The organism is Oceanobacillus polygoni, assembly GCF_008304605.1.
In the GTDB taxonomy this organism is placed as follows: domain Bacteria; phylum Bacillota; class Bacilli; order Bacillales; family Amphibacillaceae; genus Oceanobacillus; species Oceanobacillus polygoni.
Map to the genome: position 1 here is coordinate 523,683 of NZ_PIJY01000026.1, position 16,016 is coordinate 539,698.

General features: G+C 39.6%; 14 protein-coding genes. 2 read left to right on the plus strand and 12 right to left on the minus strand.

Features of this window, described 5'->3' with window-relative positions; genetic code table 11:
• Positions 1-36 precede the first annotated feature (36 nt).
• From F1560_RS14195 to F1560_RS14215, 5 genes are all read right to left on the minus strand, one after another.
• On the minus strand, positions 37-828 hold the full coding sequence (locus F1560_RS14195; protein ID WP_149475288.1) for a carbon-nitrogen family hydrolase: 792 nt from the start codon (positions 826-828) through the stop codon (positions 37-39).
• Positions 829-852: 24 nt separating this feature from the next.
• The gene (locus F1560_RS14200) at positions 853-1,452 is read right to left on the minus strand and encodes a response regulator transcription factor (protein WP_149475289.1); all 600 of its coding nucleotides are present in this window, start codon (positions 1,450-1,452) and stop codon (positions 853-855) included.
• Complete coding sequence (locus F1560_RS14205) at positions 1,449-2,585, minus strand: sensor histidine kinase (RefSeq protein ID WP_149475290.1); 1,137 nt, start codon at positions 2,583-2,585, stop codon at positions 1,449-1,451. The genes F1560_RS14200 and F1560_RS14205 overlap by 4 nt, the downstream gene beginning before the upstream one ends.
• 89 nt (positions 2,586-2,674) lie before the next feature.
• Positions 2,675-3,724, minus strand: a complete 1,050-nt coding sequence (desA, locus tag F1560_RS14210; protein WP_149475291.1) for a Delta(5) desaturase DesA — start codon at positions 3,722-3,724, stop codon at positions 2,675-2,677.
• Positions 3,725-4,187: 463 nt separating this feature from the next.
• Positions 4,188-4,871 (minus strand): phosphoribosylaminoimidazolesuccinocarboxamide synthase, encoded by a 684-nt coding sequence (locus F1560_RS14215; protein WP_149475292.1) that lies wholly within the window; start codon positions 4,869-4,871, stop codon positions 4,188-4,190.
• Positions 4,872-5,188: 317 nt separating this feature from the next.
• Here F1560_RS14215 and F1560_RS14220 point away from each other — a divergent pair, with 317 nt between their 5' ends.
• The gene (locus F1560_RS14220; RefSeq protein WP_149475293.1) at positions 5,189-5,821 is read left to right on the plus strand and encodes an NUDIX hydrolase; all 633 of its coding nucleotides are present in this window, start codon (positions 5,189-5,191) and stop codon (positions 5,819-5,821) included.
• 28 nt (positions 5,822-5,849) lie between these two features.
• Here F1560_RS14220 and F1560_RS14225 read toward each other — a convergent pair whose 3' ends face one another.
• The 7 genes from F1560_RS14225 to F1560_RS14255 form a co-directional block, all read right to left on the minus strand.
• Positions 5,850-6,857, minus strand: coding sequence for a C45 family autoproteolytic acyltransferase/hydrolase (locus F1560_RS14225; RefSeq protein ID WP_149475294.1), 1,008 nt, complete (start codon positions 6,855-6,857; stop codon positions 5,850-5,852).
• Complete coding sequence (locus F1560_RS14230; RefSeq protein WP_149475295.1) at positions 6,857-7,624, minus strand: MerR family transcriptional regulator; 768 nt, start codon at positions 7,622-7,624, stop codon at positions 6,857-6,859. Before F1560_RS14230 ends, F1560_RS14225 begins: the two co-directional genes overlap by 1 nt.
• Before the next feature lie 520 nt (positions 7,625-8,144).
• Positions 8,145-8,717 carry a hypothetical protein gene (locus F1560_RS14235; protein WP_149475296.1) on the minus strand — a complete coding sequence of 191 codons (573 nt, stop codon included), beginning with the start codon at positions 8,715-8,717 and terminating at the stop codon, positions 8,145-8,147.
• 41 nt (positions 8,718-8,758) lie between these two features.
• Positions 8,759-9,679, minus strand: a complete 921-nt coding sequence (locus tag F1560_RS14240) for a phosphotransferase (protein ID WP_149475297.1) — start codon at positions 9,677-9,679, stop codon at positions 8,759-8,761.
• Between the two features lie 21 nt (positions 9,680-9,700).
• Positions 9,701-10,918, minus strand: coding sequence for an MFS transporter (locus F1560_RS14245; RefSeq protein WP_149475298.1), 1,218 nt, complete (start codon positions 10,916-10,918; stop codon positions 9,701-9,703).
• Positions 10,919-10,948: 30 nt separating this feature from the next.
• The gene (locus F1560_RS14250; protein WP_149475299.1) at positions 10,949-11,980 is read right to left on the minus strand and encodes an ArsR/SmtB family transcription factor; all 1,032 of its coding nucleotides are present in this window, start codon (positions 11,978-11,980) and stop codon (positions 10,949-10,951) included.
• A 399-nt stretch (positions 11,981-12,379) separates the two neighbouring features.
• On the minus strand, positions 12,380-14,308 hold the full coding sequence (locus tag F1560_RS14255; protein WP_149475300.1) for an ATP-dependent DNA helicase: 1,929 nt from the start codon (positions 14,306-14,308) through the stop codon (positions 12,380-12,382).
• A 405-nt stretch (positions 14,309-14,713) separates the two neighbouring features.
• On the opposite strand from F1560_RS14255, the gene F1560_RS14260 reads away from it, so the two are divergent.
• Positions 14,714-15,943: an MFS transporter gene (locus F1560_RS14260; RefSeq protein WP_420874402.1), complete on the plus strand. Its 1,230-nt coding sequence runs from the start codon at positions 14,714-14,716 to the stop codon at positions 15,941-15,943.
• Positions 15,944-16,016 lie beyond the last annotated feature (73 nt).

Genomic DNA, 16,016 nt, shown 5'->3' on the forward strand with positions numbered 1-16,016 from the left:
TTGAATGGCGTAGCTTCTTTGAATTTTGCTCGATGCCTAAAGTTCGTACATTTCAGGAACTCTACTTGTAAAAATCGGTACATCGTTACGAAACGTTTTTACATTTTCTAAGGCGATTGATTCAATAAGCGTCTCTTCATGTTGTTCACTGCCAAGTTTTAATGTATTACCCCATGGGTCGACCACCATCGAGTTACCGGAGAATTCCACACCATCATGGGTCCCTACGCAATTACATGAAACGACATAAAACTGATTTTCAATCGCGCGGGCAATCTGAAGTGCCTTCCAGTGCTCTCCTCTTGCTTTTGGCCATTCTGCTACAATGTATAACACCTCTGCTCCTTTTAAAGCAAGACTCCTCGCTAATTCTGGGAAACGGAGATCATAACAAATAATCAATCCCATTTTTACCCCATCAAGCTCAAATAACTGAACCTTTTCTGTACCCCCTGTTAAGTAAGCTGGCTCATTCAGCATAGGTACGAGATGGATTTTATCGTACTGATAGACAAGCTCCCCTGCTTTATTCACAACAAAGCTAGTATTATAGATGTTTCCATTTTTCATATTCGGAATCGATCCACCAATAATATGTACGTGATTTGCCTTTGCTACTTCCTGTAAAAAGGAAAGACTCGGTTCCCCGTCTCGATCTGCTAATTTCTCTAGCTCATCCAATGTATAAGAAGTAGTCCACATTTCTGGCAATACAATAACGTCTGGGTTTTCCGTTCGGGCGGTTTCCTCTACCCATCGCTTTATTTTCCTACGATTCCCTTCTGGATCTCCGGGAATAATTTCCATTTGATAGATTGCATGTTTCATTATTTCAGTCACTCCTCAATTTTTTTATTTAAACCAGCCTTTTTCTTTTAATCTGGAAATGGCTTCAATACGATTGCTGACATTCAATTTATCCATAATGGTTGATACATAGTTACGAACAGTGCCGTTTGATAAATAAAGCTGACTGGCAATTTCTTTTGTCGTTTTCCCATCGGCAATGAGTTTCATTACTTGTTCCTCACGTTCTGTCAATGGATTTCCTTCCTCATAGGCCATATCAATTAATTCTGGTGCATAGACCTTGCGCCCAGCCATAATTGCACGTATAGAATTTGCTAGTTCTTCGCTTGGACTGTCTTTTAACAGATAGCCGCTAACATTTGCTTTACGAGCTCGTGCAAAATATCCCGAACGAGCAAAGGTAGTTAGAACAATTACTTTACAGGCATCGTCACGTAATGATTCGGCTGCATCCAAGCCAGTTTTCACAGGCATTTCTATGTCCATTATACACACATCTGGCTTTAGTTTCCCCACTAACTCCAGCACCTCTTCACCGTTTTTCGCCTGCCCGACTACTTCCATATCTTCCTCCATATCGAGTAGAGCGCCTAATGCTCCTAGCAATAATTGTTGGTCTTCAGCAATCACAATTCGAATCATGACGACTCCCCCTGTTCGGTCTGTTGAATTATACGCGGCACTTGAATGCTAAGCGTTGTTTCATTCGCTGAATCAAATGTTAAGCTCCCATTAACAAATTCAAGCCGTTCCTTCATTCCAAGAATCCCATTCCCTTTAAACGTACGTACCTGCTCTTGTATACCTACCCCATTATCCGTGACACGGATGGACCATCTATCTGGTGCTTGCTCCAGTACTATTTGACACGTTGTTGCCTCACTATGTTTCACCACATTTGTAACCGCTTCTTTCAAGCACATACTTAATACATTTTCAACGAGTAATGGAGCATCAGACAGATGCGGATCGCCCTTCACCTCACACGTAATTTGTGCTGCTTGAAGAAGTTGCCGAACGCGGGGCAGTTCTTCTTTTAATCTAATTCCCTTCATACCGGAGACGAGTTCACGAACCTCTTTCAGAGCTGTTCTTGCTGTTTGATGAATATCACTTAGTTCACTTTTAGCCGCGTCTGAATTTGCCTCGATTAATTTCCCTGCGAGTTCACTCTTTAAGCCGATCAGTGAAAGCTTTTGACCTAATGTATCATGTAAATCTCTTGCAATCCGCTCTCGTTCTTCTAGTACAATTAATTGGGCAATTTTTTCATTTGCATCCTCTAGCTGATTTTCTAATTTTTCACGCTTATTTCGATTATACATATTAAATGGTAGTAAAATAACACCAATGACACAAATAATAATGAATGGCAACTGCATAAAGAAGGCTTCAGCTTGAATAAAGAATCCAATACTTACAGCTACAATTGTCGTTACGAGATGGACGATGTACAACGAAATAAAACCAGCTTTATTTTGGATGTTGCCAATAAAGAAGGCGAGAAATAATGAAAAATATACATATCCAAAATATAGGGTTACTCCAACACTAATTATCATTTCAATACCTACAGATACATAAACAGTCCAGCCTCGCTTAATAAAAGCCAATCGGTAAGTAACAAAGAATAATACAATCATTACGATGCCAATTACAATCTCTGTCAGTGATGAAGAGCGAAATATAAAATAAAATGGAAGCAGGCAAAAAGCGATCCATGCAAAAAGGCTAAGTCCAGTATTTTTCGGGAAAATATGATACCAGTGCTGCATTCCAATCCCTCCTCTTTTCATTCCTTGTTTTGCTTAGTATACCAAAAACCCTTCACATGTGATATATGAAGGGTTTTGTTCATGCTCTATTATTTTTGCAAGCTTGTTCTTCTAGCTTCCAATCGAAGTGACAACTTCGCATTGCGCTCCAGTTTCTTAAACTCTTTAAAGGAAATGAACGATCTGCTTTTCTGATCATAAAGTCGGAAACGAAGTGATTGTAAGCTTGTAGCTAACGTAATCGTTGTTGCTTGGTGCAATGGCGGTGTCGATTCATGCGCCTTTTCCAAGTGGTAGTTTGGAACTCTTGGACTTAAATGATGCACATGATGATAACCAATACTCCCTGTCAGCCATTCGATTACCTTTGGAAGTTTATAATAAGAGCTTCCATCAACAGCAGCTTTTACATAATCCCATTCGTCCTCATTTTCAAAGTACGAGTCTTCAAACTGATGCTGTACATAGAACAACCAGATTCCCGCAGCTCCTGCAATAAACAAAATCGGTAATTGTACAAGCATGAATGCCTGCCAGCCAATAGCCCAAATCAATAACGCGTAAATAACCGCAATGGAAAGGTTAATCAAATACGTATTCCATCGTTCCTTACGCTTTGCACCTTTTCGATTGAAGCGATTTGAGACTAAGAAAAGATATACCGGCCCTAGTCCAAACATAATGATTGGGTTACGATAAAGCCTGTACGCCATTTTCCCCCAAAAGGATGCTTCGGCATACTCGTCGACCGTCATTACCCACACATCACCAGTTCCACGCTTATCTAAATTACCACTTGTCGCATGGTGAATCGAGTGATCTCGTTTCCATTTTTCAAATGCAAAATGGGTGATGATGCCTGTAATCGTACCAACAACCCGATTCGCTTTCCCGTTCTTGAAAAATGACATATGTGTACAGTCATGGAATATGATAAAGATCCGAACGACAAATCCTGCTGCAATAATCGAGAGTGGCAACGATAACCAAAACGATATCGAGAGGCTCTGGTATGCCAGAAACCATAACAGGAAGAATGGAAGAATCGAATTAATTAGTTGAATGATGCTCGCTCTTGTATCTGACTTAGCAAAGATAGAAACGCTTTTTCGCAATTGTGCTTGTTTTTGTTTACTCATATTTTTCCTCCTTAGAAAAGGATGTATCTTAATACTATTTTAAATTCCATTAGCATCTTTCATAAGTCATAAACGTCATGAATTGGTATGACATTTGTCATATGAGAGGTTTGTTTGGGAGCATATTTTGGTGGTTCGAGCAGTAGGAAGCGCGGTTTTTTCTTATTATTTTTGGTGCCATAGGAGAGCAGGAGCGTGCTTTATTTTTCATTTTGGTGCCATAGGAGGGCGGGAGCGTGCTTTATTTTTCATTTTGGTGTCATAAGAGAGTGGGAGCGTGCTTTATTTTTCATTTTGGTGCGATAGGAGAGTGGGAGCGTGCTTTATTTTTCATTTTTGGTGTCATAAGAGGGCGGGGCCTTTTTGGGCGATAGCCGGTTGTACGTTAGTGCACTTATCCATTCTATGTAGTGCTAAAAATTCGGCTTGTTTTCTAGTTAAGAAAACAAGCCGGATTTTTTAATTAATCGTTTAGCATCATTTTTTCTAATGCTAGTGGTTCAATGTATTCCCCGTTTTTATAGGCTCTCATGTTTCCGCCGGAAATTTCGTCGATAAGTAGGATTTGATTATTTGCATCTCGTCCGAATTCCAGTTTTATATCATAAAGCTCAATTTCTTTCTTCGCTAATTCATCTTTAACAACTTGGGATATGTTTTGCGTTAGTTCTTTTAATGTGTCATATTCTTCATTTGTTAAAATTCCAAGCATAGCCAATCCATCCTTTGAAATTGGAGGATCTTGGCGTTCATCATCTTTTAAGGTTACTTCAACGAATGCCTCCAAGGATTGACCTTCCTCTGCGTATTTCCCATAACGTCGTAAAAAACTGCCTACCGCGCGATAACGGCAAATCACTTCAAGTCCTTCGCCGAATACAGTTGCTGGCACAACCGTCATGGTCGTATTTTCAATATCAGCGGAAATATAGTGCGTTGGAATGCCTTTTTCCTTTAATTTTTCAAAAAATAATTGTGTCAGCTTAAGTCCTGCCTTCCCAGCACCTTCAATCGATAGCCCGACTGTATTTGCTCCAGGGTCAAAAACGCCGTCTTCACCTGTTACATCGTCTTTGAACTTAAGTAAATAATTACCGTCCTCTAGTTCGAATACATCCTTTGTTTTACCTGCGTATAATTGTTTCACTGCTGGGCACCTCACTTGATGATTTTTAGAAAACCTAGCATTCGCTATTCGATTAGGCGAATGCCTTAATTGCACTTATGAAAGCAGGAAGGGATTAAACTTTCCTACTTACTATTCGTTATTTTATCACAAAATTAAGAATGAAACCTCCGATTCTTTATGAACAAAAAACTATTTTTCCAATCTACTATAATTTTTTCCGTTTATTCCTCATATATTAATAGTATGGCACTCTAAAGCAGTGTACGTGTTATTTCCCCTGCAATATAGTAGACTCAAGTAATAGAGCATTTGCCGTTTTATGGAGGTGAAGAAATTTGGATTCAACGAATATTATCGCTAAATTAAAAGGAAGAATACCAAGCATTCTTGGTCACGATCAACTTCGAAAATCTGCCGTTTTACTCCCTCTCGTAGAGGTAGAGGGTGAAACACATATTTTATTTGAAGTACGATCCATGAAGATGCGCAGTCAGCCTGGGGATATTTGTTTTCCAGGTGGGAGAATAGATAAAACAGATGCAGATCCGAGACATTGTGCAATTCGAGAAACAACAGAGGAACTTGGAATCTCAGAAGCTTCTATTGATGACGTTATTCCACTTGATTATATTGTGAATGACTTGAGCAGAATTATTTATCCATTCGTTGGGAGAATAACAAAAGTCGAACAGATCATGCCGAACCCATCCGAGGTTGGCGAGGTTTTCACCGTTCCACTTTCCTTCTTTTTGGAAAACGAACCTAAGTGCTATAAAGTTAATCTGCAAGTCTCACCCGAGACAGATTTCCCCTACCATTTAATTGTTGGGGGCGAAGATTATAATTGGAGAGTCCGTCAAATCGACGAGCTTTTCTATGAATATGACGGCAAGGTCATTTGGGGACTAACAGCAAAGATACTCACGCACTTTATTCAATTAGTGAAAGCTGAACAGAAACTATCCTGACCTTGATAAGTCGGGATAGTTTCTTGTATTACAAAGAGATCGTCCCCCTCATTACGTCAGGCAAATCGGCATCACCGGACAGCCATTCATTGAATGAAAGCATATACGGCTCACAGTTTCCACCAACACCAATGATAGCAGTTAAATTTTGTGGGCAATATACAACGGTATGCAATGTACCAAAGTATTCCTGATAGTTAGTGAAAAATAATGGCGACTCCTCATCATTAAAAAATCGATAGGCAGCCATTGCAGTAAGGTTATTCCCATTTAATGTTTGCAACACTTGCTTGCGGATTCGTGACCCTTCAACCATCTTCCTATTTTTATCAGCTAACACCGTTGATTCAAAATGATTTGTACATACAAGCGGAGAAATGTGATGGACAATTTGGTCATCTGGAGAAGCTTCGACAATGATTTGCTCACCACTTTTATCCATGATCGAATAATTATAGCAATACTGGTGTGGAACTTTTTTAATAAGCGCTATTGCTTCTTCATTCGTCGCACATTGATTCAGAACCAAACGACAAATCGTGGTTGCTAGAAACCCTTCTTTCCCTCCTTTTTCATTTACAAAATGCAAGCCAATGACAAGTCCCTTTTCATTCATTCCATCGAGCCTTCCGACTATATGCTGGCTGAACCCAATACTTGCATAGCCGTTATCGGGATTGATACATACAAACCTTGCATCGTATACCTCATCATTAAAATCATAGTTTCGTACGTAAAAAGAACCTTCTGAATAGGAAGTACAACCCATTTTCGGTAAAAGGTAATCATAGCCACTATACAACCTAATCGCTGTCTCTAAATCGATATTCATCCCTGCTGCCAATCCAGTCAACTCACGTAAAAAATTTGGTGAAATCATTTCTAATTGTTTTCTTGCATTGTTCACATTTACATGTAACAACAGTTGCTGAAGCATGGCATCTAACTTCTGGTTAATCCCTTGAGTTATTCCAGCTTCATAAGCGTTTCCTTTTAAATAAACTACTTCCACGTTTAATGCTTTTTTTGTTCGCATTATTTTCCTCCAATCTGTGTGATCGGCATAACGATATCCAGTTCATCTATTTGATCTCCACGATACCATTCCAAGATGGAACCAGCCGGCTCCCAGTCATGCTCGATACAATAATGGAACAACCTACGATAAGCCGACTTAAGCATTGAAAAGTCACTGTTAAAAACGAGTCCAATACATAAACAAGCAACCATCTCTTCTAAAATCGCATCCGAAATCATACGTACATCAACGTGACCTTCCACCCCAAAACCAATTTCTGCTTGTATTAATTGTTTATTCCCTGATAAATACCTAAGGTACGTATTCTCAATAGCAATATCGTACTGTTTAAGCTCTTTACGCCGACGGGTAAAGTGCTCACTAAACTGACCTGGTGGCGATTCCGCTCGAAACCATATAATCTGCTCCGCGTCTTTTTCAAATAAATAAATATCCTTTTCGATTTGACTGCTTTCTAAATACCGGAGACTTGTTTCCAATTGTTTTTGTCTCTCCTTTATAGCTCGAATCCATTGTTGTTTCATCTCCATTTGTCTTGTTTCATTCGCCTGTAAAAAGTAAAGAATATCTTGTATAGATACGCCTGCTGAACGCAAACTAGCAATCAGCTTTGCCACAGAAACTTGTTCCTCTCCATACATGCGATAGCCAGTTTCCTCCTTTCGCTCAGGGATCAACAGTTTTTTCGTCTCATAAAAACGCAGTGTGCTTTTCGGAATGCCTGATTTCATCGAGAATTCCTTGATTGTCATAAATCGATCCATTTCATCATCCCCTCACTTCCTAGGATAAACCTTAAAGTTACTTTAAGGTCAAGTGTATTTTAAAATTGCAGCTATGGAAAAAAAAAAATTTAACCTATCTTTAGTTCTAGCTTTTAAGGTTGCTCTTGAACTAAAAAAACAAATTAACGAAGTTTTTAAATATGAGGAGGAATCGTAAATGGATGTGTTTCTACAGTAGGTCATTTTGGGGTTAGTCATTTTAGTGATGATTGCAGAGGCGTACAAGGCGAAATTTGAGAAAAGCAAGGAGTCTCAGGATGAACGCAGTTTGGAATTGAATTATAAAGTTAAATGCTTTCTTACTCCATCTCATCTGGGGAATTATACTAAGGGCTATTTTAACTGGGGTCTTTGATTTATTCCCTCTTGAAGGCTACTTCATCATCGTCATGATCACCTTTTTTATACAAAGCATTATTTCTTCCATTTATTTATATCAACGAAGAAAAATTTACGTCACTTAGGGCGCAAATGCTTGCAGTCCATATGCGCCCCTCTGTTATTCATTATGATTAATAATCTCTTCGGCAAACGCGATTGCGTCCTCCTCCGTCTCGTCCTCCAACAGGAAATATTGAATTGTGTAACCATAGCCATCAAAATCCATGCCCATAATAACGACGTCTAGCTCTTCATTTATGACTTGATACTGAACCTCATGTCCATCAACCTCGATACTTTCAGCATCCACCATTTCTCCAATACCGCCTTTTGAGATTGTCATTTGTATGGCTGTATTATCGAGATACAAGTCACCGTAAACCAATTCTTTCCGTTCGTCTCCCCACACTTTCTTCATTTCTTCATCTAATGGAGCATCCTTGGAAAAATAATAGATGACTTCCGCTTGCATCGGGTCACCTGTTGAAACTTCCCCTTCTTCTGTGTCCATTTCATAGCCAATCAGTAATGACCCAAATGGGAAGTCGGTTTGCGGAATATATGGATTTATTCCTAATATCTCATTTATTTTTTCCTGGACGACCTCTGTTTCAGAATCACTTGTCCCCTGACTACAGCTAATAAGCAGCACTAGCAGAGACAAAGCGACAATTATAGAATATTTTTTCATACATAACCTCCTGCCCTGGAAAGTTAGACGTCTGTCCCCCATTAACCAAGCTTATAGGCGGAATTATCCTCAAGCAATGCTAGCAAACTTGCAAATAGCTTTCGTTGCGAGACTCTTTCCCAGTCTTCTACTTCTGCCATCAGCCACATTACCTCATCTAAAAACACATGCTCCATTGCTCTTTCCCAATATCGAAGCTCTAACGCTGATAGATTTACATATTCTTTATATCCTTTTAGAAATTGTGCCCATTGTTTTGGTGTAAACACTTGATCTGGCGCTGTTTTCATCTCATTATGAAAAAGCAGCAAGGCCAATGCTAAATCAAAAATCCTTGGAATCCACACAGCATTATCCGGGTCAATTAAGTATGGATCTGGCGTATAAATTAAGTTATTCGCCTTAAAATCATGTGGCGTCATTACCATTGGAAGGCCAGCACGCTGTAAGTCCTCTTGTCGGGAAACGATTTGTGTGAGCCTTTCTTGCAGCAATTCAGGGTTCAGCTTAAAATTGTTGTACTTTGCATGTTTCTCGATATCTTCAACACTTTCAACAACCTCATCAATTGTAAAGTCATACACATCGTACACACCCAATTGAAATTCATTTTCTGCTGGAGATAGACGATGTATGTTTCCCAATAGCTTTCCAGCCTCGTAGATTTCATTATCTTTTCCAGTATAGACTGTCCCAGAGATGAAGGGATAAACGACAAATGTTTCCTCTCCAATGGTTTGCGGGTTATCCATTTTCAGTTTTACAGGCACAACAACTTTTATGCCCTCTTTATATAAATACGTTGTATAGTTCACTAAAGGTTGCGGTCGTTTTTGAGTTCGTTTCACAACAAGATTCTGATCTCCTGTTTGAATGCGGTACACCGGTGAAAATGGATAGATACTCACTGGCTCATTTTCCATATAGAATCCAAATTTCTCTAAAACTTCTTTTCCTGTCATCGCAAACACTCCTCCACATTATTATGAAACTAGCTTACTATCTTCGACTTCATGATTGATAAATTTAAAATACGGCAGCAATAGACCAATCAGGGAAATCACGCATATTAATATACCAATCAAAAGATACAACGGTCTTATTCCCCAAAGCTCACTGAAAATCCCTCCCATTAATACACCAAGCGGCATCATTCCCCTGATGATTAACAGACGAACAGAGAAGACTTTTCCCATCAGATGATTTGGAATCATTTGCTGGCAAATAGTAAGATTATGTACATTAAACATTGCCATCGCTATCCCTGCAACGATTTCTGTTGTAATCGCCAAATAAATCGATGCTGTAATCCCTAAATTGATGTAGGTCATCCCACCAATGACAAGTGGGACTAGCATAAGGACGCGGCGGCTTTGATGCTTGATTTTCCCGACAATTAGCGTACCGATCAGATATCCAAGCGGAAAGCCAGCCATAAAGTACCCGTACACTGCATAGCTCCCATTTAATACATCCGTTATATATGGAATGGTAATCACCATTGTCACTCCTACACCAAACTGAACCACTGCCAGAAAAACACCTAACCAAACAATAATTTTTTGCTTGAAAAAATAACCGATTCCTTCTGTAAACTGCTCCAGCCAGGTTTGTCTTGTTGTTTGTGGACGGTTCTTCTCCTGAATCCCTAGCAGCAAACTACCGCTTGTAGCTAGTAAGAAACAGACAAGCAGCAAGGTTATATGAATTCCGATATACTCGATAACCAGTCCAGCTAATACTGGAGCGAGCAGCATCATCAAGCGAACCATGCCGTCAATATACGCATTCGCAGCAGGAAGTTGCTCCTTGGAAACAATGCTCGGAAGTATTGCTTGATTAGCCGGAACATACAAAGGTGTAATGAGACCAACCGCGAGCTGAACGGCATAAATATGCCATGGTGCTAACGTTCCTGTCATATAGCCTATGAGTGGAATGAGAAAAATAGCCGCCCGACTCCATAATGCAATAATCATGATCCATTTTCGGCTCCAGCGATCAATATAGGGACCAATAAACAGTTGAAGCACTAACGATGGTAAGAAATAAAGCAACCACATACTTCCTAAAGCCAATGGGGATCCAGTCAGTTCAAAGATGAGTAGAGAATTACAAAATGTCCCGAATGCACCACCTAATTCAGAGGAAGCATTTCCTGCCCAAATACGTGTAAAGGATTTGTTTTGGAATATATTCATATCACACCAGTTTCTTTTAGAATTTTGGGTCTATTCTTGGTGAAGATATACATCTAGTTCCTTTGTTAACGAATCAATCGCCTTTCTTTTTAACGCATATTTTGTGTCCTTGATTTCAACTAATTGTGCTGCACGCAATATTTTTAGATGATGATGAATGGTGGATTTACCCATTTCCATTTGTTCCGTAATTTCTTGAAGTGTACGACTTCTTTCGAATAACAGTTTAATAATCCTTAACCTAGCTTCATCTCCTAGCGCTTTATACTTTAACAATAAAAAACCGCTTGGCAAATACCTGTCATCCGGCGAAATACTTTCATTTGCGACCGGGTAGTAAAACACCTTTGTATCTTCTATATCAGCAACAATATTCCACGGTCGATACGTAACATGCGGAATTAAAAGGACATGGTGGACGCTTGGCTCTGGGGGATACGTAATTCCTGCAGTTGCCCATTCAACAAATTCTTCAGGAGCCATTTTTTCTTTCATTTTCAACTTTGTTGCTACATCTCTTTGCAGCACTTTTTCTAGATGCTCCAAATCTTTCTCAATAACATGTTTATACCACTCTGTCATCACCTCGACCAGATGCTTTTTCAATTGCATTTGATCGAGGTTGCTAATAAATGCAATGTATTCCGGAAAAAAGGGATTTGCAGCAGTAATGGACCGTAACTCGTCCACTGCTTCTTTCTCTTGACATGCAGCCCGCTCTCTTAATGCTTGGTGCGTATCTCCAACAAATGGCAGGCAAATAAATTTTAATTCCTTTTCTGAAAGAGTCTCTATATAGGTAGTAAATTCTTGAAGTGTTGCAAAATCTTTTTGATGCAATACTTGAAGCAATGCCTTCCAGGTATTATTTTTTTCAACATAATCGAGATGCTCACGTAACCGGTTTGAAAGGGAATCCCGCATAACCGTTTTTTCCAATGAATCAAGAAGTCGTGTATTTGTAATAGCTGCTATGCCCAATGCACATTCCCAAAGTGGCGAGTAGTTAAGGTGAACGCTGTATGTTTCACGTCTTTTAACCGTTGCGCTAATAACATCCATGCAATCTCTCCTTTTTTAGACTTTTCATACATTCTACAATTATAGAATTAAAAGTTCAACTATTTTAGAATAATAAGTAATTTGAAGATATGGATGGATTACGGCACAGGTTGGTATTTTTGATCTTGGTGTCATAGTGAGGTGGGATGGTGCTTTATTTTTGTTTTTGGTGTCATAGCGTGGCGGGATGGTGCTTTATTTTTGTTTTTGGTGTCATAGCGTGGAGGGATGGTGCTTTATTTTTGCTTTTGGTGTCATAGTGTGGCGGGATGGTGCTTTATTCTTGCTTTTGGTGTCATAGTGTGGCGGGATGGTGCTTTATTTTTGTTTTTGGTGTCTTAGCTAAAAGCCTTCTATTTAATAAGAGGCAGTCACCAATGACTGCCTCATCTATATATCCTACCAATTCATCTCAACCGGTAAAACATCATCTATTTTTTTCTGATACAATGCTTTATCTTCTTCTGTCATCCATAGCTGAATAACACCATGGTCGTTCGTTGTTCGTATCAAGCGGCCGATTCCTTGACGGAGGCGAAGCAGCATGTAAGGTGCATCAACTTCCATGGTTGGATCGTTCGCATGCTTGCGTTTTGCTTGGAATACGGGATCCTTTGGCGGGAATGGCAGGGATGAAATAATTACCTGTGTTAATGCTTCTCCAGGAACATCAAGTCCTTCCCATAGATTATGCGAACACAGTACAGCGGGCTCTTCCTTTTGAAATTTCCTTACTGTTGCACTAATTTCATATTCCCCTTCATAAAGCATCCGAAAAGCCCACTCCTGGTTATCTGCCCAATTCCGGAATTGGTTCATTTCTTTCTCAGAAGAAAACAGGACAAGTGTGTGGCCTTGATTAGCTCTTAACTGTTCCCCAATTTTTTCCCACTTCAGAGCCGGATTTTGTTCTACATGACCGATGAGCTTCATATTTGCTTCATAATCAAATGGAGAAGCTACGGAAAATGAGTCAAAGCTGTTGATTCCTAAGCTATCTGCTAGATATGTGAAATCTCCACCTTGTGCTAACGTCGCGGACGAGAAAACAAATGGAATGTCTCGTGAAAATACTTCCTTCTTCAAAACATCCTCCACTAGGCGCGGCATAACCACAAGACTTGTTGTCGTTTCATTTTCCTCTATCCAGTAAATACCTTGATCATCTTTTAATAAAATCGTTAAACCATAACTAAAGAATTCCAGGTATTCTTCAATAATCTTCGTATGGTACTCATCCATTGTAAATAACTCTGCATCAAAGACTAGCTGCTCTAATAATTGCTGGACCATTTTATTTAATCTTCTAGCCATGTCCACCATTTTGTCCGTTCGAGGAATGTCCTGACGATCTGACCCTTCCACAGCAACAGCTGTTTCACCAAGCAATTCAAACCATTCATCATTCAACGCCAAAATATCTTCTACAAGGAGCAGCGACTCCTCACGAACATCCTGACCCATATAGCCCGTTAAAACATTGGTTAAGTTTTCAAAGTTAAATCGGTAGGTTAAGCCTTTCTGTGCTGCCACTTCTAGAAGGTGACCTTCATCGAATACAACAGAGCTTGCTTCTGGAAGGAGTGGCAATTGCCCTTCACGCTTACGTGATTCCTTCGTCCACACATGCTCCATATAAAAATCATGTGAACAAATAATGATATCTTGAGCATGGCGATAAAATTCCCGATTCAGCGTTTGTCCACTGCGGTGTCTCCAATCACAGGTAGCACATTGCTGGAGTGGGTCCCAGGCGATTTTTTCCCACTTCTCGTCAGAAACCCACGGGTATTCCTTGCGATCTCCGTAGCGCTCAAAGGACTTCATCACTGCACTTGTATCAAATACGAAATCTGGAATCTCGTCATGCACACTTAGAATATCTTCATCTGCTGTTATTTCAGCAAGCGGGTTTAACTTTTTAATACACACATAGTTTTCTCTTGCTTTTGCTAGTCGTACATCGACCTCAAGACCGAGCGCTTTTTCTAGTTTTTCAATATCTCCGCCCTTTTTCACGAGCTGTTCAATTAATGTCTCATCAGCACAGGAAATAATCGCGGGCTTTCCTTTATAGCGCGCATAGCAAATTGCATATAATAAATAAACAAGCGTCTTTCCTGTCCCTACGCCTGCCTCGGCAAATATCGTATGTTTATTTTTAAATGCCTGTTCAAGCTGAAAGGCCATATAAATTTGTTCGTCACGTAGTTCAAATCCTTGTTCTGGTAAAATATCGTAAAACACATCACCGATATAATCCCCTAAGCGATCAAAGAAATTATCATCTTTGGAAACAGTAAATGGAATGCTCGTATTTCTTGTCATCGTAAACCCCTCTACTCATTATCATAAGATTACATGATACCACATTAATCAAAAATACTGCAATTTTACAGACGTATTAATGCTCTTTTTGCTGCAGTATGGGATAGCGCTATATTTTCTAGTTTGGTGCCATTTTGGGGTGGAATAGTGCTATAATTTTATGATTTGGTGCCATTTCGGGTTAGGATGGTGCTATACTTTTTGAGTTTGGTGCCATTTCGAATCCCGGCCAAAAAATGGTACTTATACAGGATGTCTGTCTGGCAGTATAACCTTATCTAACTATTTTTATGCAAGGGCATACATCGCAAGGAGCAAAAACCATTGCTATTTTTAGTATCAGTTGTACAATAGCAATAAGGCTAATCATATCGTCCGTTTTCTATTAAAAGAAAGAAGGGAATTGTGTTGGAAAAGGCAGTAAATAAGAAAGTAAGCTCTACATTTAATAATAAGCCCGTCTATTCGATTTTATTTATCATTGGAACCTGTCATCTATTAAATGATTCGCTTCAAGCTGTTATTCCTGCGATGTTCCCGATTTTGGAACAATCATTAGGACTGACATTTACACAGCTTGGACTCATTGCATTTACATTAAATATGGTTTCGTCCGTGATGCAGCCATTGGTCGGTATGTACACGGATAAACATCCAATCCCATACGCTTTACCGATTGGGCTAACGAGCAGTATGTTTGGGATGCTTGGTTTAGCTTTGGCTCCTAACTTTTGGATGATCCTCATAAGTGTTGTCTTTATTGGCTTGGGATCTGCCGTTTTCCATCCAGAAGGATCACGTGTGGCCTATCTTGCTGCTGGGACAAAGCGAGGACTCGCTCAATCGATTTATCAAGTAGGCGGAAATTCTGGACAAGCATTGGCACCTGTTATTACGGCGTTAGTACTCGTTCCATTAGGACAATTTGGCGCCATTTGGTTTACATTAATTGCTGCACTCGCAGTCTTCTTTCTTATGCATATCGCAAAGTGGTATGCAGCACAAGTCAAAGAAATTTCCCGAACAAAGGCATCTCGAAAAGCAGTAAAACCGAATAAAAATATGTCCCGGGCAATTAAAAGTGCACTTATCGTATTAATTTTTCTTGTTTTTGCCCGCTCTTGGTATCAAGCTGCTATTTCGAATTTCTATGCGTTTTATGCAATCGACAACTACGATCTTACAATTGCAAAATCCCAAGTTTATATCTTTACATTTCTTGCAATGGGGGCGGTTGGAACATTCTTAGGCGGACCATTAGCCGACCGGTTCGGAAAGCGTAATGTGATTCTATTTTCGTTAATTGCTTCTGCACCACTAGCATTATTGCTGCCGCATGTCGGTCCAGTTCTAGCGATTATTTTACTTGCTGTGACTGGAGTAATCTTAATGTCTAGCTTTTCCGTTACAGTCGTCTATGCACAAGAGCTTATTCCAGGAAAAATCGGTACGATGTCTGGTTTAATTGTCGGATTGGCATTTGGTATGGGGGCAATTGGATCGGTTGCACTTGGAACATTAATTGACTTTATCGGGTTAACACCGACCATGATTATGATTTCACTTCTTCCTTTATTAGGTTTTCTAACATACTTGCTGCCAACAGATGAGAAAATTCGCGAATGGTATGCTTAAGTGAAAATCGTTATAGAAAGAGCAAAACCGCTGCATTCGCAAAAGAACTAGTGAATGCAGCGGTTTTGCTCTT